The sequence below is a fragment of the Streptococcus suis S735 genome (assembly GCF_000294495.1).
In the GTDB taxonomy this organism is placed as follows: Bacteria; Bacillota; Bacilli; order Lactobacillales; family Streptococcaceae; genus Streptococcus; species Streptococcus suis.
Genome location: NC_018526.1, coordinates 233,378 through 252,690 on the forward strand (window position 1 = coordinate 233,378; position 19,313 = coordinate 252,690).

Below are 19,313 nucleotides of genomic sequence, written 5' to 3' on the forward strand. Positions count from 1 at the left end.
TTTGTTTTTCCGGCAGCTTTATCGGGTTAGAAACGCTTAGGAGGAACTATGTTAGAACTATTTAAGGCTATCAACAATCTTGTTTGGGGACCGCCCCTCTTGTTACTATTGGTCGGAACGGGTGTCTATTTTACCCTACGGTTGGGAGTATTTCAGATTGGCAAATTGCCGACGGCTTTTCGTCTGATTTTCTCCAGTGACCAGTCTGGTCAGGGAGATGTGTCCAGTTTTGCGGCTCTGTGTACGGCTTTAGCAGCGACAGTTGGTACAGGAAATATCGTCGGAGTTGCGACAGCTATTACTACAGGTGGTCCTGGGGCTCTTTTCTGGATGTGGGTTGCGGCCTTTTTCGGAATGGCAACCAAGTATGCGGAAGGATTTTTAGCGATTAAATACCGAACCAAGGATGCCAACGGTCAAGCGGCAGGTGGACCTATGCATTATATCACCTTGGGGATGGGACAGAAGTGGAAACCCTTGGCAGTTTTCTTTGCTATTTCAGGTGTATTAGTAGCTCTCTTGGGGATTGGAACTTTTTCGCAAGTTAATTCCATCACTGCTTCTTTGGAAACGAGTTTTGGATTGGAACCGCCACTTGTCAGTGTAATAACGGCTATTTCAATTGCCTTCGTTGTTTTTGGTGGGATTGAAAAAATCTCTGACGTTTCGACCAAAATTGTTCCTTTCATGGCGATTTTGTATATCTTAGCAAGTATTACTGTCTTGGCCGTGCATTGGGATCAACTCTTGCCAACCCTGGCCTTAGTTTTCAAATCTGCCTTTACTCCAGCAGCGGCTGTGGGCGGTTTTGCAGGTGCGACTGTGCAACAAGCAATTCAGCGTGGGATTGCGCGTGGGGTTTTCTCAAATGAATCTGGTTTGGGTTCGGCGCCTATTGCTGCTGCGGCTGCCAAGTCTGATAATCCAGTTGAACAGGGCTTGATTTCTATGACGGGTACCTTTATTGATACACTTATCATCTGTACCTTAACGGGTTTTACGATTCTAGTAACTGACCAGTGGTCGGTAGAGGGCTTGGCAGGTGCTCCTCTTACTCAGGCAGCTTTTGCAACAGTTTTTGGCAATACAGGATCTATTGCCTTGACGATTAGTTTGGTACTTTTTGCTTTTACAACTATTCTCGGATGGTCTTACTATGGTGAACGCTGTATCGAATTCCTCTTTGGCACCAAGTCTATCTTGCCTTACCGTCTGGTCTTTGTAGCTATGGTTGCCTTGGGTGGTTTCCTCAAACTAGACTTGATTTGGACCATCGCAGATATTGTGAACGGGCTCATGGCACTACCAAACTTGATCGCCTTACTAGCTCTCTCTCCTGTTATCATCAAGGAGACACGCCAGTATTTTGCAAAGAAGAAATAAGATAAAAGTCAGCCACTTGGCTGTCTTTTTGTTCTTTTAGGGTGTTTTCTGCTATAATTATCTCATGAATGATTTTATTACCAAGTATTTGTCTCAATTTAATATTGAGGCCATTGTGACAGCAGGTCTAAATAAGGTTTTATCGCTTGTTTTACTCTTTGTTGCATTTTACATTATCAAGAAGATAGCCAAAGCTTCTGTGAAAAAGGTTTTGGTTCCCTCTCTAAAGGTATCTACCCAAGACATTGGTCGTCAGAAGACCATCAGTCGTCTGGTGGAAAGCATCCTAAATTACCTACTCTACTTTATCCTTATCTACTGTATTTTGAGTATCCTCGGTTTACCGGTATCCAGTCTTCTTGCAGGAGCCGGGATTGCTGGGGTAGCTGTTGGGCTGGGCGCACAAGGTTTTCTCTCAGACTTGGTCAATGGATTCTTTATCTTAATTGAACGACAGTTTGACGTCGGAGATGTGGTTAAGTTAACCAACGGGCCCATTACCATTTCAGGAACCATCGTTAGCATGGGAATCCGAACAACACAAGTACGTGATGCAGATGGGACATTGCATTTTATTCCCAATCGCAATATTCTAGTGGTGTCCAATCAGTCAAGAGGGGACATGCGTGCTCAAATCGATATTCCGCTCAAATTTAATACCGATTTGGAACAAGTCTATCGCGTAATAGAAGAGGTCAATTTGAGAGAAATCAGCAATTTTGACCAGATTACAGGTGTGACTGTATTAGGTCCCCAAAACGCTATTTCGGGACAGTTTGTATTTCGTGTTAATCTTTTCGTAGCCAACGGTCAACAGAACAAGATCTATCATCAATTCTTTGGTTTTTATCAAGATGCTCTGCGTCAAGCAGGAATAGATTTACCTTCAAGTGGGCCAACTGTTTTAAAATAAGGAGTTTATTATGCAAACAAAAGATTTTGTCGTTGAAAATGGGCAGATGTATTATAAGAAGAAACCCTTGCACAAACAGCCTCTCTTTTGGACGACCATTGCTGGTGCCGTCCTCTCCTTCATCCTAGGAGTAACCTGTTTTATTTTTATGATCGGCCTAAGCTCAGCAAATTTTGATAATTGGGATACAGGTAGTGACGGATACATTGATGAGACTGTGGAATACACAGAGTATCAAGTTGGTGACTCAGTTGATTTTTCTAACGGTCTTCATGTAACAGTAACATCTATGGGCAAAGACGATAGCATAGAACTAGTGGATAGCTACTACAGCACAGCTTATGTTGTTGAAATGGAAGTTGAAAATTCGACCGCAAAAGAGCTCTATTTTGATGAATACTATTTCAGTCTCATGGATCCCGTTAGTCAGATTCCCTTTACCCTGGATTTGCGGACCTATGATGTGAATCTAGTTGAAAAGTTGAAGCCAGGAGAGAAAGTACAAGTAAAACTTATCTACGGTATAGATAATGAAACAAACTTTGGTTTTACCTACGAAGATGCCATGTGGACGGAATTAGTCGCAGAAGGTATCTAATTGCTGTAGAAAAAGTTTTAAATATTGCACAATTTTGCGGTTTTATAACGCCCCTTGGTTCAGATTGTTCGGCTTGGTAATTGTACTATATCCGACTTATCTGTTATTTTTACATTTAAAAAAGGAGAATATGTTTATCCACTGTTCTCCTCTTCTTTTAATGAAAAATACCCCCAAAATTAGCACGTCAATTTTGGGGGCGTTTTTATTATAGTTTAGTAAACTAAAAGTAAGCTTATACCAAACCTTGGGCAATCATGCTATCCGCAATTTGTTCAAAGGCTGCGATGTTAGCACCTGCAAGGTAGTCTGTACCAAGGTCGTATTTTTCAGCAGTTTCTTTGGCTGTGTTGAAGATGTTGGCCATGATGTCTTTAAGACGGCCGTCTACTTCTTCACGAGTCCATGACAAGCGAAGGCTGTTTTGACTCATTTCAAGGGCAGATACAGCTACACCACCAGCGTTGGCAGCTTTTGCGAGTCCGTAGAGAACGCCATTTTCCTTGTAGACTTTGATGGCATCAAGGTCAGATGGCATGTTGGCACCTTCAGCCACACAGTACACGCCATTTTTTACAAGGGCAGCAGCTTGTTTGCCGTTGATCTCATTTTGAGTCGCACATGGAAGGGCAATATCAGCCTTGCCATCGTAGTTCCATACAGAACCTTTGAAGTACTTAGCAGTTGATTTTTCTGCAGCGTATTCTGTCAAACGAGCGCGGCGTTTTTCTTTGATGTCCACCAAGAGGTCGAAGTCGATACCAGTTTCGTCAATGATGTAACCATTTGAGTCTGAAACAGAAATAACTTTTGCACCAAGTTCAGTCGCTTTTTGAACAGCATATTGGGCAACGTTACCAGAACCTGAGATAAGGACAGTTTGGTCTTTGAAGGATTTACCGTTTGCTGCCAACATGTTATCAGTGAAGTAAACCAAACCGTAACCAGTTGCTTCTGGGCGGATCAATGAACCACCGAAGCCAAGAGGTTTACCAGTCAAGACACCTGCATCAAACTGGCGGAGGCGTTTGTATTGACCGTACATGTAACCGATCTCACGACCACCGACACCGATGTCACCAGCAGGGACGTCAAGTGAAGGTCCGATGTGTTTTTGCAATTCAGTCATGAAGCTTTGGCAGAAGCGCATGATTTCAGCATCAGTTTTTCCTTTAGGATCAAAGTCTGAACCACCTTTACCACCGCCGATTGGAAGACCAGTCAAGACGTTTTTGAAGATTTGCTCAAAACCGAGGAACTTCAAGATGGATTGGTTTACAGTTGGGTGGAAGCGAAGACCGCCTTTATAAGGACCTACAGCTGAGTTGAACTGAACACGGTAGCCACGGTTGACTTGAACATTTCCATCTTTATCTGTCCATGGAACACGGAAGCTGATGATACGCTCAGGCTCAACGATACGAGCCAAGATGTTTTCTTCGATGTATTCTGGGTGTGCTTCAAAAACAGGCTCAAGTGTAGAGAAGAGCTCTTCTACAGCTTGGAGGAATTCTGTTTCATGTGGGTTGCGGGCTTTGACTGCTTCAAAAGAAGCTTGGATGTAAGCTTTGGCATTTGACATGGGATCACCTGATTTCTTTTTTATTTATTAAATTGTCTGACAATTTAATTTATCTGATAATTATTATAGCACCATGATTTTTAAATGTAAAGAAGAAAATGTAAGAATTTAAAAAAATTAATAAATTTTTATTGCAAAATCCGAATGTTAGTAGTAAATGAAGAAAATCCGTTTGTTTCTTATGATATAATCAAGAAAGAATGACCTATATGGAGGATAAGATGGTTTCAACAGTAACGACACTCGGTGGATTTACCTTTGATAATTGTTTGATGAATGCAGCAGGGGTTTGGTGCATGACCAAGGAAGAATTGGATGCGGTTAAGAACTCGAAGGCGGGGACTTTTGTAACAAAAACAGCAACCTTGGACTATCGCGCGGGTAATCCAGAACCACGTTATCAGAATGTTCCGCTTGGTTCTATCAATTCGATGGGCTTGCCAAATCAGGGCTTGGCTTACTATTTGGATTATCTACTAGAATTGCAGGAAACGGAGCCAGAACGCACATTTGTTTTATCTGTAGTTGGAATGTCGCCTGATGAGACTCATGAAATTTTGAGAACTGTAGAAGCCAGTGATTTTAAGGGGCTGACAGAGTTAAATCTTTCTTGTCCCAATGTCCCTGGAAAACCGCAGATTGCCTATGATTTTGAAACGACAGAAACCATCTTGCAGGAGGTCTTCACTTACTTTACCAAACCACTCGGTATTAAGTTACCACCTTATTTCGATATTGTGCATTTTGACCAAGCAGCAGCGATTTTCAACCAGTTTCCTTTGAAGTTTGTCAACTGTGTCAATTCGATTGGAAATGGTCTTTATATCAAGGATGAGTCAGTTGTCATCAAGCCTAAAAATGGTTTTGGTGGTATCGGTGGAGAGTATATCAAGCCGACTGCTCTTGCCAATGTCCACGCTTTTTACCAACGCTTGAAACCGGAGATTCAAATTGTTGGGACTGGTGGCATCTTGACAGGTCGGGATGCCTTCGAACACATTCTCTGTGGTGCCAGCATGGTTCAAGTTGGAACAACCCTGCAAAAGGAAGGTGTGGCAGCCTTTGGACGCATTACGGCTGAATTGCAGGCCATCATGGCTGAAAAAGGCTACGAGACCATTGAAGATTTTCGTGGCAAGCTACAGCACTTAGATGACTGAGATCATCTGTTGAAGACATAAAAAGAAGCTAACATTGTACTGTTCTCCCAGATAGTCTTTTAGGGAGTCGCGAGGGGATAATGTTAGCTCTTTTTAAATGGTCTGTGAAGATCGGTCTGATAATCGTTTGAGGAATGGAATACATAGTCAGAAACATATATTTGTGAGATGGAATTCTGATTTTATTTAGATTTTTTAGCAAAAATATCGTATACTAATATTAGAACCTCTATTTATAAGTGATGTGCTTTTATGGAAGAAATAGTTTTTTGAGGGACTGCTGACTGTATTTTGAACAAAGGTTCTTAAGTAGGGAGTATGAGGGTAAAGGTATGGAGAGAAGGGCGAACTATATTCGCAGAAAACGATATGCGTCCTATCGGACAAAGATGCATTTGTTTTTTATTTGTGGCTTAGCGACTATTATCTTGGCGATTATTATTGTAAGCGAGCACCTAGTTCCTAGGCTGAATCAGGCCTCAGAATCAATGCACTCAGATAATTCTGTTCGCATCATGGCTCATGGGGATTTGCTCTATCACTTGCCTATTCTTCGAGGAGCAGAACAGCCAGATGGAAGTTACGATTTTTCTGAGAATTTTACCTACGTAAAGCCCTGGATAGAACAGGCTGATTTCGCTATCGCAGACTTTGAAGGGACCATTTCTCCAGATATCGAATTAGCAGGTTACCCACTTTTTAATGCGCCTGCCATTGTCGCCAACAATATCCATGATGCAGGCTACGATTTGGTGGACTTAGCCCACAATCATATCTTGGACTCACATCTATCAGGGCTGATTTCCACTGTCAATACATTTAGAGATGCAGGTGTGGATACAGTCGGTGTCTACGCCGAAGGCAATCGGGCAACTGCACCACTCTACATTCGGGAAGTCAATGGTATCCGTATAGCTGTCCTAGCCTATGCTTACGGTTTCAATGGGATGGAGGCTTTGCTGAGTCAGGAGGAATATGATGCCTATTTATCGGATTTTGATAAAGAAAAGATGCGGGCAGAGATTGAGCGAGCTGAGAAAGAGGCAGATATTACCATCGTCATGCCTCAGACGGGTGTAGAATACCAGTTGGAGCCTACGGAGGAACAGACCAGTTTGTACCATCAAATGATTGATTGGGGAGCAGACATCGTTCTTGGTGGGCATCCGCATGTAGTCGAGCCGACGGAAATTCTTGAGAAAGATGGTCAGAGAAAATTAATCATCTATTCTATGGGGAATTTTCTATCCAATCAGCGTATCGAAAGTATGGAAGATACCCCAAATGCCCAGTGGACAGAAAGAGGTGTCTTGATGGACCTTACTATTCAGAAAGAGAATGGGCAAACAAGTATTCAAACGGCTCAAGCCCATCCAACCTGGGTCAATCGCCTTTCAAAAGGGACTTATTCAACAGATGGATACGAACAATTTTCCTACCAGACTTACATTTTGGAAGACTGGGTCGCTGGTGGTCGATACTATGGACAATTGGATCTAGATACACAGGCGCGTGTGGATACAGCCTATCAAGAAATGAAAGACTTTGTCAATTTGGTATGGTGAGGAGAGAGAAGATGATAGTTCGATTAATTGCAACAGACATGGATGGGACCTTTTTAGATGGTCAGGGGAATTTTGATAGAGAGCGATTTTCACGGGTCTTGGATCAACTAGATCAGAAAAAGATTCCTTTTGTTATCGCTAGTGGTAATGGAATTGGGCGATTACTACAATTATGCCAAGGATTTGAAGACAGATTAATCTTTGTAGCGGATAATGGAGCCCATGTGTATCAAAATGGCAAGACAGTAATTCGTCGGGCTATTCAGCAAGTGGAAGTCGAAGCAATACTGCATTTTTTCAAAGGCCGTTGGGCGGATGTATGTCTGATGTTGTCGAACGATGGAAATATTTATATGCAGGCTGGGGCAGGTATGCCGTTTGCAGGAACTGATTTGCCAATAGAACTAGCTCAGATGGCTGCCTTCCAAAATCGTGTGACATATTTAGACAACCTTAGTGCCTATCCAGTTTCAGAGTCAATACACAAGGTTGGTCTCTGGGTTCCTGAAGCGCGTGTAGAATCGATAACGGAAGCCTTTAATCAGGGTTTTCACGGTCAGTTGGTGGCTGTAACCAGTGGTTATGGTTCCGTTGACATTCTACCGCAGGGTATCCATAAGGCTTGGGGCTTGGAACAGGTTTTGACCGGTCTAGATATCGAACCTGAACAGGTAATGGCCTTCGGTGATTCAGACAATGATATTGAGTTATTGTCCTATGTTGGGTATTCCTATGCCATGGAAAATGCGACAGACAAGGTCAAGGCGGTTGCCAAATACATGGCTCCAAGCCATTTGGAAGCTGGTGTGCTTCAGGTCATTGAAGAATATATCTTATAAGTATATAGAAAAAAGCTAGTGCTCTCAATCCAGAGAATGCTAGCTCTTTTAATTTCCAACGCTGGTGAACTTGGTCATACCATAGCGGAAGAGGTTATAATTGATGGAAAATAGGACCACTACCACCAGAGGCAACGCCAGTCCCCACATAGACAAGTCTAGGAAGTAGAGAGCAGGGAAGTAGGCGGTAAAGGCGTAGGGGAAAACAAAAATCAGCAGGATTTGAATGATTTTTGGATAGATATTGAGTGGGTATTGAGCCATCTGATTGAGGGCGAAAATTCCCATAGTCAAAGGAAATGATTCCACAATCCAAAATGCTAGAGCAGTTGGACCGAGCTGAATGGCTGCATAGAGTAGGCCGATACAAATGGCAATAAAGATTAGTAAGGCTAGTTTTCCAAGACTCCATTCCATGCCTAGCTCATTTGAAGCTTGGACTAGTGCAAGGGAACCGATGAGGGTTGTTCCGATTCCTTGTGGCTGGATTCGTTCACAGATAAGTTGAAAAAGTGGGTTCACAGGCATGAGGAGGAGGCGTTCAAATTCGCCTTGTCGGATGTAGCGACTGCCAAACATCCAGAGATTGTCAAAGAATATCAGGTGAATGGAGCGTCCGACGGTCGCTATTCCATAGATAAAAAGCATTTGACCGTAGTTGAAACCAGCGATTTCCTTGATATTTCCAAAGAGAATATTGAGGAAAATCAGGTAGACAATTTGTTCAATCAAAGAGGAGAAAAGCCCGATGAAGAAGTCCACCCGAAAGGACATCTGGGCCATCATGTAGACCTTGATGTTATAGAGATAGAGGCTGATATATTTCTTCATGTTAACCTCCAAAAATGACAATACGACGCTTGGCTTGGGACCAAAGAGCAGCAATGAAGCAGGCTAGGATGGGTATCCATATAACTTGCAATCCCAAAGCAGTTAGATCGCTTTCCTGTCCCAATAAAATGGAAACTGGAACGTTAACCGCATAATTATAGGGAAGGAGCTTCAAAAAGTTTTCCACAGCCTGTGGATAGAAGCTGAGTGGCAAAAGCGCTCCAGAAGCTAGATTGAAAAGTCCCATTCTCAGAAGCATGACTCCCCAGGCATTGACCGTAAAAAATGCTAAGAAGCCAAAAGCCATATCCAGTAATTGAACGATAAACATCCCTAGGATGGAGCTGACTAGAAAGAGCAAAATAGTTTTTCCGTCAGGTAGATAAAAATCCTGATGAACAAGTAAGATGCCGATAAATACGATAGCAAATTTTATCAGTTCCAAGAGCTTATTTCCAAGGTCTTTGAAAAAGAGAGCTAGGATAAAGGAATAGGGTCTGAGAAATTCTCCAGCAATGCTTCCTTTTAAAATGCTGTAGGATAAATCTTCTCCGAGTGAGAAAGAATTTAAACTGGCTAGTAGATTAGCAAAGATGATATATGTAGTAAAGGTTTGTAGGGTAAAGCCATTGACTTCTGATTGAGTGAAGAAAATGGTTTTCCAGACATAGAGAGCTACCAAAATCTTCACTGCCAGTGAAACGAAGGTCGCTAGAAAGAAAGCCTTATACTGCATAGCATTCATCATGGTCAGGCGGGTCATGTAGAGATATTTACGCATGGATACCCTCCTCATAAATCTGACGGACCATGGTTTCAATTTCCAATTCCTTCATGGTGACATCTTCAATTGAATAATGATTGAAAACTTGCTCAATCACCTGGGCGCTGGTCCAGACCTTGCTTTGGTAGTGGATTTCAAAGTGAAAATCATCTTTACGAATAAATTCCCAGCCCTCCAATTGCAAATCTTTTTCAATTGGTTTTTCTGTGGAGAAGAGAATGGTCTTGACTGTGGAAAAGCGTTCTTTGAGGACGGTCAGTGAACCATCGTAGACCTTCTTGCCCTTATCAATGATAAAAATCCGCTCACAGAGGCTCTCGATGTCCTTCATATCATGGGAAGTAATCAAAAAGGTGGTCTGGTATTCTTGATTCATATAGCGGATGAAGGAGCGAATGGTCTCCTTGACGCTGGCATCCAAGCCGATGGTTGGTTCGTCCAAAAAAACAACGGCAGGCTGGTGGATAAAGATAGCCGCAAATTCACAGCGAACTCGTTGGCCGAGTGACAGATTACGGATTGGTTGCTTCATAATATCAGCCAAGTCCAATAGCTCAATCAAGACAGCCAATCGCTCTTTGAATACCTTATCTGGAACATCATAAATTTTTGCGTGAAGGATAAAAGATTCTTGGACAGGTAAGTTCCAATCCAAGTGAGATTTTTGTCCAAAGAGAACGCCGATTTGCTTATTGACAGCTTTGCGGTTTTCTTGTGGATTGAGTCCGTTGATACGAACCTGTCCTTGGTCTGGGAAGAGGACTCCAGTAAGCATTTTGATGGTGGTGGATTTACCAGAACCGTTGGAGCCGATATAGCCGATGATTTTTCCTTTTCCTACCTGTAAGGAAATGTCTTGAACAGCAGGGATTGACTTTTTCTTTGGCTTGAAAAAGGCCTTGATAGAGCCTTTTAGACCGACTTCCTTATCAATGATTGAATAGGTTTTTGAAAGATGTTCTGCCTGAATCATATCATAATCTCCTATTTGAAAACGTTTGCGTAAGATAAGGATATTATAACATATTCCCCAGAAAGTGGCGGTAAAAAGTCGCCTTTAAGGTAACATTTTTATTAGAAAATCGGTCATATATTGAGGAGATTCTTGCTTACCATTTTTAATCCATACCTGCATGATACCGAAGAAGGCATGTGAAAAATAGATGCTGCTGTATTCTTTTTCCAGTTGTGATAAATTCTCTTTTCCTAAGCGCTCCGCTAAATCATTGGCAACAAGAAGTCGGACTTTATTGATAAGAAAATTTTGGATTTCTTGAGTTCCGTTATGGGTCAGTAGGGCAGAAAGCAATTTTTCACGATAGAGCAACTCGAAAATTTCTAAAAATGATGATTGGCGATTGCCATCATAATGGTCAAATATAGCCTCTAATTTGTGAAAAAGTCCCTGTTGATAGGAGTCGATTAATTCATATTTATCCTTATAATGGGTATAAAAACTGGAACGACTGATACCAGCAGTCTGGGCTAGGTGTGTTGTTGTAATGTCATTAAATCCTTGTGATTCCAGGCAGGTTACCATGGCTTCTAAAATTGCCTGTCGAGTTCGTTCTTTCCGACTATCTGTTCTCATAATTTCTCCTTTTGAACATTTTTAGACACAGTGTCTAAAAACAGTTCTTCTGACTTGATTTTGAAATTGATACTTGTATAATGTATTTTATCAGTTTTTGGACAGTATGTCTAAAGGAGTTGCTTATGTTACAAAAAGTAAAGAATATTTTCAAAAAACCAATGACCTTGATTACCATTCTAGGTATTGCCTGTGTCCCAGCTTTGTATAATATTAGTTTTCTAACTTCTATGTGGGATCCATACGGCCGACTAGACCAGCTGCCTGTAGCAGTTGTCAATCAAGACCAGTCGGCGAGCTTTCAAGATAAAACCCTCACAATTGGTGATGATATGGTGGACAATATGAAAGAGAGCAAAAGTCTGGATTTCCACTTTGTATCAGAAAAGAATGCGGAGAAAGGCTTGGAAGAAGGGGACTACTATATGGTCATCACTCTACCAGAAGATTTATCAGAAAAAGCAACCAGTCTCTTGACGAATCAGCCTGAACCGATAACGATTTCTTATCAAACCTCCAAAGGTCATAGCTTTGTTGCTTCTAAGATGGGCGAATCAGCTATGGAGAAATTAAAGACATCTGTTTCAGAGACAATTACCAAAACCTACACGACTGCCGTTTTTGATAGTATGAGAGAAATTCAAACCGGCATGATCGAGGCGGCAGATGGTAGCCAAAAATTAACAAATGGAGCTAGTCAATTGGAGTCAGGCAGCCAAACACTTTCAAATGGACTGACTACTTTAACGACTTCGGGTCAAGTACTCGTGACAGGAGCAAACCAATTGGCCACCGGAGTTGTGTCTTATACAGATGGAGTCAATCAGGCTGCAACAGGCAGTCAAACACTGTCCAGTGGCTTAACGATTTACACAAATGGGGTAGCGAGTCTTGTTTCAGGTGCGGAGCAATTAAATGCCAATTCCTCTCAGCTCATCACTGGGGTGGGACAATTGCAATCAGGAGCAAGCCAGGTTGAACAACTTGTAACGGGAGCCAATCAATTGCAGGCAGGCTTGGAACAACTCGCTAATTCAACTAGTTTGTCTGCTGAACAGTCTAGTCAGATACAAGCACTCTTGACAGGGCTTCCACAGTTGCAGGTGGCTATCAATCAATTAAATGACAGCCTATCAAGTATCGGAGGACTTGCAGTTGATAACTCTACTCTATCTAGCCTCTTGACGGAGATGGGGGCTCAGGCTCAAGGCTTGTTGACAGCAGCCCAAGCTGATAAAACAGCCAGCATCGAAGCCTTGCAAACCACGGCTACCTATCAAAACTTGACAGCTGATCAGCAAGCTGAATTGGTTGGTGCCCTCCAAAATTCACCTTCGGCAACAGCGACAGTAGCCCAAACGATTTTGGATCAATTGTCTCAGCTCAGTCAAACCCTTTCTAGCCTACAAAGTCTTTCTGGCATGGCAACACAAATGAACCAGCTACAATCAGCTGTCGGTCAGATTAACACGGCTGCCAATCAAGCATTGCCAGGAGCTACAACAGCCATTGAAAGCCTATCAAGTGGCTTGAGTCAGGTCAACACAGCTTTGAACCAGCAAGTTCTACCAGGAACTCAAACCTTGACGAGTGGTGTGAGTCAACTTCAAACGCAACTGTCAAGCGGAGCGAGTCAACTCATGTTTGGAGTAACAGCCTATACCGCAGGTGTTGCTCAATTAGCAGCAGGTGGAGCCCAGTTGGTTGCGAATAATAGTAGTATCCAATCTGGGGGTGGCCAGCTAACATCAGGATTGGCAACCTTGGCATCCAACTCCAGTCAACTTGTCAGCGGTTCAGAACAACTGGCTTCTGGTAGTCAGCAATTAATTGCTGGTGCGGATCAATTAGCTAGTGGTGGCCAAGCCTTGACAAGCGGTATTTCTAGTCTTCGTACAGGTAGTGAGACCCTAACGAATTCACTCAGCTCAGCCAGTCAACAACTATCAGTCGTCTCTGTAGAAGACAAAAATGCACAAGCAGTTTCTCAACCAGTCACCTTGGAACACAGTGACCAAGATGATGTGAAGACCAACGGTGTCGGAATGGCTCCTTACATGGTATCAGTCGCACTGATGGTTGCAGCCTTATCAGCGAATGTTATTTTTGTCAAACACATTGATAATCGCTCCTACAAGAATCGTTGGGACTGGGCCAAAGGAAAACTCTTGCTCAATGGTATCATTGCCAGCCTAGCAGCAGTGATTCTGTACGGTGTTCTTCGCTTGATTGGAATCGAACCAGCTCATCCAATGGCAACCTTGGGAATAATCCTCTTAGCCTCTTGGACCTTCATGGCCCTCGTTACAGCCTTGGTGGGCTGGAACAATCGTTTCGGATCCTTCGCAAGTTTAATTATCTTGTTACTACAGCTTGGATCAAGCGCAGGTACCTATCCAATTGAACTCAGCCCACGCTTCTTCCAAGTCATTCAGCCCTATCTTCCAATGACCTATTCTGTTTCAAGTCTTCGTCAAACCATTTCTATGGTTGGAAATAGTAGTCATCAAGTTTGGATGCTAAGTCTCTTCTTAGTAGGCTTTATGGGACTAGGTCTCTTGATTTATAATCAAAAAGATGAATAAGAATAAAACCAACTGCTCCATGTGAACAGTTGGTTTTTGGTTGATGTGGTTATTTGGGGGTCCCTAAATTGATTGTCGCATTGGTGGCTTCAATGGTCAGTTTGTTCTTGCTACCTTTGTTTTCTAGGGTTAGGGTCTGTAGATCGTTTTCAGTCTTGACAGGGAATTTGGTGTACTTATCGCTAGTGAAAATACCGACTTCCCCTAGTCGCTCTTTTAAGTAAGGGTCTTGGTTAACCATCTCTCCCAAATCATTCCCATCTTCATAGTAGTAACCTTGGGCTTCTACTAATTTTTTCTTGTCGATCTGGTTGGTGATGAGCAAGTTGCTATCTGCCAGGCTCTTGTCCGTCACATCCAAAAATGTCGTAGAGGAGTAGGTGTCGGATGGAGTGAAACGATTATCGCCAAGAAGAGTCGTTTGTCTGCTATCCAGCTGGCTATAGCCCTCGATGGTCACATTTTCCAAACTGGTTTCATACAGGCGGACGCTGCTTCCCTGTAGGTTGATGTGCATATCTTTTAGAGTGGATTGTGTCGCTTGGAAGTAGCCTGCTTCAATCTGACCGCTGTCAATAGTCACCTTGTCAAGAGTGACACCACCAGACAGATTTGCCTCTTTGATATGGATATTCTCAATCGTGAAACCGCCAAAATCATAGAAGTGGAGATTGTGTCCCTCTAATTTATCCAGTGTCTTCCCTTTAGGCACTTCAATGGTGACGGAGAAGACATTGATACGACGCTGGGCCAAGCTTTCTCCCAGATACTGCATGATTCCCTCAATGGCAAATTCTAGTTCCTGTGCAGAGAGGGTTAAGACGCCGTCTTTCTCACTGAGTTTTAGAGGGTTTTGGATATTGTTGTCGGAGTTGGCATAGGTCACATGATAGTTGTTATCACTAGACTCTTTGATGTAGACGCTGTGGGGGATAAAATCAATTTTAATGGTATTCAAATCTGTGAAGGTCTTATGGACTTCCGTCGGAGCAGCAACCTCTTCTAAGCGGGTTATGCCTCCGGTGAAAAATCCAATGCCAGCTAGAATTAAGCCTGCAATCAGGCTGACAAAGCCGATAATAATGGCGATGGTAAGTTTCTTTTTCATGCTCGTTTACCTCGTTTCAAAATCCATTTGAAGCAAGCCTTGACCAGTCGCCAAGACCAGTAGGCAAAAAATCCAGTCAAGATGTAGATGAGAATAGCTCCGCCAATCAAAGACAAACCTGACCCAAACCCCATGAGGAAGATATTGAAACCTTCTGACATAAGGCTAAAGGCTTCCCAAATTAGATAGCCACCGCTGGTGAGAAGTCCGACACCCAAAACAAAGGCACCGACAATGAGGGCCAAGATGAGCGCCACCAATCCCAATAGACTAGCTAGGAGAATGAGCAAAAGTGGAATGGCGATAGGCAGGGAAATGACAGCTAGGATAGCCAACCAGAGCGTTCGTTTTGTTTGGCTAAAATTACGGAAGTAGCGACCGAGGAAAAAAGCGCCGAGGATAAGAGTCGCAAACAGAGGAATGACTCCGATAAACTCTCCCATGATAAAGAGTAGGAAGAAAGAGAAGAGACCTGTCATACTTAAGGCTCCCAGACCAACCCAGAGTTTCCAGTTGAGTTGAATAGGTTCTTGTTGATCCTTCTCCTCCTGGATTTGCTTGTTGAGCATGTTGTTAATGAGTTCGCTGGCAGCTTCTTTTGGGGAACCAAGTTCTTCTATAATTTCTGTTTCACGCTCTGGTCCAGCCTCGTCAAAATACTCATTAAAGAAGCTGATGGCTTCAAAGTATTCTTTGTGGGGCAGTTTTTTGAGATATTTTTCTAACTGCTCCATATATTCAGTTCTTGTCATGGCGGACGCTCCCTTCTATGATGCCGTTTATCGTGTTTGTATAGGTATCCCAGTCATCTTTGAGTCGGACCAATTCTTCGTGACCTAACTGAGTTAGGCTATAATACTTTCGCATACGACCCTGATATTCTTGGGAATAAGTAGTCAAAAAGTCATTTTGCTCCAATCGTTTTAGGATGGGATAGAGGGCGGACTCCTTGATGTTGGCAATTAATTTAATGGTCTGACAGATTTCATAGCCATAAGAATCATCGGATTCCAAAATAGCCATGATGAGAAATTCTGTCAGCACTGCGGGGACTGGAAAATGCATAGGACGCTCCTTTCCTTTGTTGTTAGTTAGGTTCGGTTTTGATATATAGTGTTCGGTTGCATATATCAAATTTTTCTATATATTAAATATACACCTACAAAAATAAATTGTCAAGTGATTATGTGCAAAATAAATAAAATAACTTAAGACCAAATAGCTTAGGACAAATTTTTAAGGTGTAAACGTTTTATAGCCTTGAAAAATAATTTCAGAGTAGTAAACTTAATAACAGTACTAACATTAAGGGATTTTCTGGACTAAAAGAGAATGACCTCAGATGGATTAGTAGTATTTAAGGTGGTGTAAAGATGAAACTATATGTTCAGTTTATGATTATTCTGGTATTTTCATTTTTAGGGGAAGCTATTTCGACTATTTTTCATCTTCCTATTCCGGGAAGTATTATTGGCTTAATCCTCCTATTTTTAGCCCTAGAGTTCAAATTGATTCGTCTTCGCCATATTCATACGGTTGGGAATTTTTTGCTGGCTAACATGACCATTCTTTTTTTGCCTGCAGCAGTGGGCATTATGGAGAGATTTGATGCAATTAAAGATTATTTACTTCCTATTATCGTCGTCATTTTAGGCGCCATTTTTTTTAAATATCTTAGTAATTGGTTTTGTTGTTCAATTTGTGAAGCAAAAGTTTGAAGGCGACTACATTGATGCGGAGGGAAATCATGACTGAACTTTTTTCCAATCCTATTTTTGGTATTATGTTATCAATTGCAGCATATTTAATTGGAATGCTGATTTATCGGAGATTTCCTCATCCAATCACAACCCCACTGTTGGTAGCTACAGGATTGATTATTGTCTTTTTAAAAATGACAGGTATTTCCTATAAGGAATATTATGCAGGAGGGTCCTATCTAAATATGCTTATTGTGCCTTCAACAGTAGCTCTGGGTATTCCTTTGTATCGTTCTTTCCATCTAATGAAACATCACATTCGAAGTATTCTTTTGGGAATTTTTGTTGCCTGTATTGTCAATACTGTCTTTACTGCCCTAATTGCAAAATGGTTTGGGATGGATTTTTTTCTAGCAATCTCTCTTTTTCCAAAATCAGTCACCACTGCTATGGCTGTTGGTATTACTGATAAAATGCAAGGAATAGCAACAGTTACTCTTGTAGTCGTTGTTGCAACAGGAATTCTGACAAGTGTTCTTGGTCCAGTCTTTTTAAAGCTACTAAAAATTGAAGACCCGGTAGCTGTTGGTCTTGCTTTGGGAGGAACAGGACATGCCATTGGAACGGGTACAGCGATAAAATGTGGACATACACAAGGAGCGATGGCTGGCTTGGCTATTGGGATTACAGGCATCATGTATGTGGTGATTAGTCCAATAGTTGCGCAGATTATCTTACAATAAAAAACTACGATTGGAATTCCAACCGTAGTTTTTAGTCTACATAAAGTTTGGATTGATTATTCAACCAACTATAAAGAAGTCCGATAAAGAGACCGCCTCCCACGTAGTTTCCTAATCCAGAAAAGAGGAAATTGCTTAGTACACTTAATAGAGTCATTCCCTCAACTGGTCCACCATTTGCAAAAAAGGCCAGGGAGAAGAGTGAAAAGTTCGCAATGACGTGCTCATATCCCAAGAAAGCAAAGATAAAGATGATGAAAATAACGGAAATGAGACGTCCAGCGTCATCTTTGATGCGTAAGAAGGTAAATACGCCGATATTCACGACAATATTAGCAAAAATTCCTTCAATAAATTGAGTCAAAGGTGTCTTTGAAAGCTTGGCCACCGTTGCTTCAAATAGGTAGCTGTGAGCATCAACGTGCTGATAAGGCAGAGTCAGTGAGACCAAGTAACAAACAAGGACAGCACCGACAAAGTTGAAAAGGATACAGGTTGCCAACATCTTGAGGGCTGTTTTAGTAGGAATCGTTTTTCGATGGCTGGCTACTGTCATATACATCATGTTGGATGTTCCAAGTTCGGCATTCATATATAAAATCATGAGTAGCCCCCAACCAAACATCAACCCATAGCTAAATTTCCCGAGTCCTTCTGCGACATGGTTGAGTTTGTCTGCTGTATAAAGAGAAATGACAATCCCCAATCCTAAATAAAGACTGGCTAGTATTGATCGTACAGCGTAGGCAGAAAAACTGTGTTCAAACAAATCTGCTTTTTTCTTGATACTCTTTTCAAGTGTATACATTAATGTCTCTTGGTTAGCTCCCATCCTAATCTCCTTACTGAATCTACTACTTTTTCGAGTAAACGTTTTCTTTTTATCGAATGGCTTTACTTTGTTTATTATACTTGATAAAATGGTTGTTGTCCAAAAAAAATTCAACTTTTGAAAGGAAATATAAGAAAAATATGGATGTTACATGGACAGTGAAATATATCACTGAATTTTTAGCGACTGCACTCCTTATTATCATTGGTAATGGTACAGTTGCAAACGTTGATTTAAAAGGCACAAAAGGAAACAACTCTGGTTGGATTCTCATTGCGATTGGCTATGGTTTGGCAGTTATGATGCCAGCATTGATGTTTGGTAACGTTTCTGGTAACCATATCAACCCAGCCTTCACACTTGGTTTGGCTGTTTCAGGTCTCTTCCCTTGGGCTCACGTTGCTCAATACATTGTTGCCCAATTGTTAGGTGCAATGTTTGGTCAGTTAGTGGTTGTAGCAGTGTATAAACCTTACTTCTTGAAAACTGAAAATTCTAACCATATTCTTGGCTCATTCTCAACTATCAGTGCGCTTGATAACGGAACGAAAGAAAGCCGTAAAGCTGCGACAACTAATGGTTTCTTGAATGAGTTCGTTGGTTCATTTGTATTGTTCTTCGGTGCCCTTGCTTTGACCAAACATTTCTTTGGTTCAGAGTTGGTTGGTAAATTGATTGAACAGGGCTATGATAAAACAGTCGCTGAGACAATGACTGCTCCATATACTTCAGGTTCAATTGCAGTTGCCCACTTAGGCATTGGTTTCCTAGTTATGGCTCTTGTTGCCGCTCTTGGTGGTCCAACAGGTCCTGGTCTTAACCCAGCGCGTGACCTTGGTCCACGTATCGTCCATGCCCTTCTTCCAAAATCTGTTCTTGGTGAAAACAAGGCTGATTCAAAATGGTGGTATGCTTGGGTTGGTGTATGTGCTCCAATTATCGCATCAATTGCCGCTGTTGCACTTTTCAAATTCTTGTATCTATAATATAGAGAACCCGTTTCGTCGGGTTTTTCTTTTTCTCTTGGTATATCCTATATAAAGTTGTCTGCTCTGCTATTTTCCTAAAAGTTATGCTACAATAAGGATAGAAAAATCGG

The 19,313-nt window shown here is 41.9% G+C and carries 18 protein-coding genes and 1 pseudogene; 10 read left to right on the forward strand and 9 right to left on the reverse strand.

Features of this window, described 5'->3' with window-relative positions; translation table 11 throughout:
- The first annotated feature begins 48 nt into the window (after window positions 1-48).
- The 3 genes from YYK_RS01255 to YYK_RS01265 all read left to right on the forward strand — a co-directional run bounded on the left by YYK_RS01255 (window position 49) and on the right by YYK_RS01265 (window position 2,894).
- Window positions 49-1,383, forward strand: a complete 1,335-nt coding sequence (locus YYK_RS01255; RefSeq protein WP_011921831.1) for an alanine/glycine:cation symporter family protein — start codon at window positions 49-51, stop codon at window positions 1,381-1,383.
- Window positions 1,384-1,447: 64 nt separating this feature from the next.
- The gene (locus tag YYK_RS01260; protein WP_002937530.1) at window positions 1,448-2,296 is read left to right on the forward strand and encodes a mechanosensitive ion channel family protein; all 849 of its coding nucleotides are present in this window, start codon (window positions 1,448-1,450) and stop codon (window positions 2,294-2,296) included.
- A 10-nt stretch (window positions 2,297-2,306) separates the two neighbouring features.
- Window positions 2,307-2,894: a DUF4352 domain-containing protein gene (locus YYK_RS01265; protein ID WP_014635842.1), complete on the forward strand. Its 588-nt coding sequence runs from the start codon at window positions 2,307-2,309 to the stop codon at window positions 2,892-2,894.
- A 235-nt stretch (window positions 2,895-3,129) separates the two neighbouring features.
- Here the strand turns inward: YYK_RS01265 and gdhA are convergent, their stop codons facing one another.
- Window positions 3,130-4,476, reverse strand: a complete 1,347-nt coding sequence (gene gdhA, locus YYK_RS01275; protein ID WP_011921833.1) for an NADP-specific glutamate dehydrogenase — start codon at window positions 4,474-4,476, stop codon at window positions 3,130-3,132.
- A gap of 221 nt (window positions 4,477-4,697) precedes the next feature.
- Here gdhA and YYK_RS01280 point away from each other — a divergent pair, with 221 nt between their 5' ends.
- The 3 genes from YYK_RS01280 (at window position 4,698) to YYK_RS01290 (ending at window position 8,040) form a co-directional block, all read left to right on the forward strand.
- On the forward strand, window positions 4,698-5,636 hold the full coding sequence (locus YYK_RS01280; RefSeq protein WP_012774937.1) for a dihydroorotate oxidase: 939 nt from the start codon (window positions 4,698-4,700) through the stop codon (window positions 5,634-5,636).
- Window positions 5,637-5,968: 332 nt separating this feature from the next.
- On the forward strand, window positions 5,969-7,201 hold the full coding sequence (locus tag YYK_RS01285; RefSeq protein ID WP_011921835.1) for a CapA family protein: 1,233 nt from the start codon (window positions 5,969-5,971) through the stop codon (window positions 7,199-7,201).
- Between the two features lie 11 nt (window positions 7,202-7,212).
- Window positions 7,213-8,040, forward strand: a complete 828-nt coding sequence (locus YYK_RS01290) for a Cof-type HAD-IIB family hydrolase (RefSeq protein WP_012774938.1) — start codon at window positions 7,213-7,215, stop codon at window positions 8,038-8,040.
- A gap of 48 nt (window positions 8,041-8,088) precedes the next feature.
- Here the strand turns inward: YYK_RS01290 and YYK_RS01295 are convergent, their stop codons facing one another.
- The 4 genes from YYK_RS01295 to YYK_RS01310 all read right to left on the reverse strand — a co-directional run bounded on the left by YYK_RS01295 (window position 8,089) and on the right by YYK_RS01310 (window position 11,246).
- Window positions 8,089-8,871, reverse strand: coding sequence for an ABC transporter permease (locus YYK_RS01295; RefSeq protein ID WP_012774939.1), 783 nt, complete (start codon window positions 8,869-8,871; stop codon window positions 8,089-8,091).
- A 1-nt stretch (window position 8,872) separates the two neighbouring features.
- Window positions 8,873-9,652 (reverse strand): ABC transporter permease, encoded by a 780-nt coding sequence (locus YYK_RS01300; protein ID WP_012774940.1) that lies wholly within the window; start codon window positions 9,650-9,652, stop codon window positions 8,873-8,875.
- Window positions 9,645-10,628, reverse strand: a complete 984-nt coding sequence (locus YYK_RS01305) for an ABC transporter ATP-binding protein (RefSeq protein ID WP_011922607.1) — start codon at window positions 10,626-10,628, stop codon at window positions 9,645-9,647. The genes YYK_RS01300 and YYK_RS01305 overlap by 8 nt, the downstream gene beginning before the upstream one ends.
- 84 nt (window positions 10,629-10,712) lie before the next feature.
- On the reverse strand, window positions 10,713-11,246 hold the full coding sequence (locus tag YYK_RS01310) for a TetR/AcrR family transcriptional regulator (RefSeq protein ID WP_011922608.1): 534 nt from the start codon (window positions 11,244-11,246) through the stop codon (window positions 10,713-10,715).
- Window positions 11,247-11,371: 125 nt separating this feature from the next.
- On the opposite strand from YYK_RS01310, the gene YYK_RS01315 reads away from it, so the two are divergent.
- A complete protein-coding gene (locus YYK_RS01315; RefSeq protein WP_012774941.1) occupies window positions 11,372-13,831 on the forward strand; it encodes a YhgE/Pip domain-containing protein in 2,460 nt (819 codons plus the stop codon).
- Window positions 13,832-13,880: 49 nt separating this feature from the next.
- Here the strand turns inward: YYK_RS01315 and YYK_RS01320 are convergent, their stop codons facing one another.
- The 3 genes from YYK_RS01320 to YYK_RS01330 are packed head-to-tail and all read right to left on the reverse strand — an operon-like array spanning window position 13,881 to window position 16,004.
- Entirely contained in the window at window positions 13,881-14,939 is a 1,059-nt protein-coding gene (locus tag YYK_RS01320; protein ID WP_011921843.1) for a DUF4097 family beta strand repeat-containing protein, read from the reverse strand.
- Entirely contained in the window at window positions 14,936-15,691 is a 756-nt protein-coding gene (locus YYK_RS01325) for a DUF1700 domain-containing protein (RefSeq protein ID WP_012775489.1), read from the reverse strand. The genes YYK_RS01320 and YYK_RS01325 overlap by 4 nt, the downstream gene beginning before the upstream one ends.
- Window positions 15,678-16,004: a PadR family transcriptional regulator gene (locus YYK_RS01330; protein WP_002937550.1), complete on the reverse strand. Its 327-nt coding sequence runs from the start codon at window positions 16,002-16,004 to the stop codon at window positions 15,678-15,680. The genes YYK_RS01325 and YYK_RS01330 overlap by 14 nt, the downstream gene beginning before the upstream one ends.
- Before the next feature lie 308 nt (window positions 16,005-16,312).
- Here YYK_RS01330 and YYK_RS01335 point away from each other — a divergent pair.
- Together YYK_RS01335 and YYK_RS01340 are read left to right on the forward strand one after the other, a co-directional pair.
- Window positions 16,313-16,694 (forward strand): annotated as a pseudogene (locus tag YYK_RS01335) (CidA/LrgA family protein).
- Window positions 16,687-17,382: an LrgB family protein gene (locus YYK_RS01340; protein ID WP_014636215.1), complete on the forward strand. Its 696-nt coding sequence runs from the start codon at window positions 16,687-16,689 to the stop codon at window positions 17,380-17,382. Before YYK_RS01335 ends, YYK_RS01340 begins: the two are co-directional and overlap by 8 nt.
- A gap of 31 nt (window positions 17,383-17,413) precedes the next feature.
- On the opposite strand, the gene YYK_RS01345 is transcribed toward YYK_RS01340, so the two are convergent.
- Complete coding sequence (locus YYK_RS01345; RefSeq protein WP_011922611.1) at window positions 17,414-18,214, reverse strand: formate/nitrite transporter family protein; 801 nt, start codon at window positions 18,212-18,214, stop codon at window positions 17,414-17,416.
- Between the two features lie 140 nt (window positions 18,215-18,354).
- Between YYK_RS01345 and gla the strand changes: the two genes are divergently transcribed.
- Window positions 18,355-19,200 carry an aquaglyceroporin Gla gene (gene gla / locus YYK_RS01350; protein WP_002937554.1) on the forward strand — a complete coding sequence of 282 codons (846 nt, stop codon included), beginning with the start codon at window positions 18,355-18,357 and terminating at the stop codon, window positions 19,198-19,200.
- Window positions 19,201-19,313 lie beyond the last annotated feature (113 nt).

Bases quoted from the DNA above. Each gene is read 5' to 3' on its own strand.
- YYK_RS01255 (WP_011921831.1), top strand. From the start codon at position 49: ATGTTAGAACTATTTAAGGCTATCAACAATCTTGTTTGGGGACCGCCC.
- YYK_RS01260 (WP_002937530.1), top strand. From the start codon at position 1,448: ATGAATGATTTTATTACCAAGTATTTGTCTCAATTTAATATTGAGGCC.
- YYK_RS01265 (WP_014635842.1), top strand. From the start codon at position 2,307: ATGCAAACAAAAGATTTTGTCGTTGAAAATGGGCAGATGTATTATAAG.
- gdhA (WP_011921833.1), bottom strand. From the start codon at position 4,476: ATGTCAAATGCCAAAGCTTACATCCAAGCTTCTTTTGAAGCAGTCAAA.
- YYK_RS01280 (WP_012774937.1), top strand. From the start codon at position 4,698: ATGGTTTCAACAGTAACGACACTCGGTGGATTTACCTTTGATAATTGT.
- YYK_RS01285 (WP_011921835.1), top strand. From the start codon at position 5,969: ATGGAGAGAAGGGCGAACTATATTCGCAGAAAACGATATGCGTCCTAT.
- YYK_RS01290 (WP_012774938.1), top strand. From the start codon at position 7,213: ATGATAGTTCGATTAATTGCAACAGACATGGATGGGACCTTTTTAGAT.
- YYK_RS01295 (WP_012774939.1), bottom strand. From the start codon at position 8,871: ATGAAGAAATATATCAGCCTCTATCTCTATAACATCAAGGTCTACATG.
- YYK_RS01300 (WP_012774940.1), bottom strand. From the start codon at position 9,652: ATGCGTAAATATCTCTACATGACCCGCCTGACCATGATGAATGCTATG.
- YYK_RS01305 (WP_011922607.1), bottom strand. From the start codon at position 10,628: ATGATTCAGGCAGAACATCTTTCAAAAACCTATTCAATCATTGATAAG.
- YYK_RS01310 (WP_011922608.1), bottom strand. From the start codon at position 11,246: ATGAGAACAGATAGTCGGAAAGAACGAACTCGACAGGCAATTTTAGAA.
- YYK_RS01315 (WP_012774941.1), top strand. From the start codon at position 11,372: ATGTTACAAAAAGTAAAGAATATTTTCAAAAAACCAATGACCTTGATT.
- YYK_RS01320 (WP_011921843.1), bottom strand. From the start codon at position 14,939: ATGAAAAAGAAACTTACCATCGCCATTATTATCGGCTTTGTCAGCCTG.
- YYK_RS01325 (WP_012775489.1), bottom strand. From the start codon at position 15,691: ATGACAAGAACTGAATATATGGAGCAGTTAGAAAAATATCTCAAAAAA.
- YYK_RS01330 (WP_002937550.1), bottom strand. From the start codon at position 16,004: ATGCATTTTCCAGTCCCCGCAGTGCTGACAGAATTTCTCATCATGGCT.
- YYK_RS01340 (WP_014636215.1), top strand. From the start codon at position 16,687: ATGACTGAACTTTTTTCCAATCCTATTTTTGGTATTATGTTATCAATT.
- YYK_RS01345 (WP_011922611.1), bottom strand. From the start codon at position 18,214: ATGGGAGCTAACCAAGAGACATTAATGTATACACTTGAAAAGAGTATC.
- gla (WP_002937554.1), top strand. From the start codon at position 18,355: ATGGATGTTACATGGACAGTGAAATATATCACTGAATTTTTAGCGACT.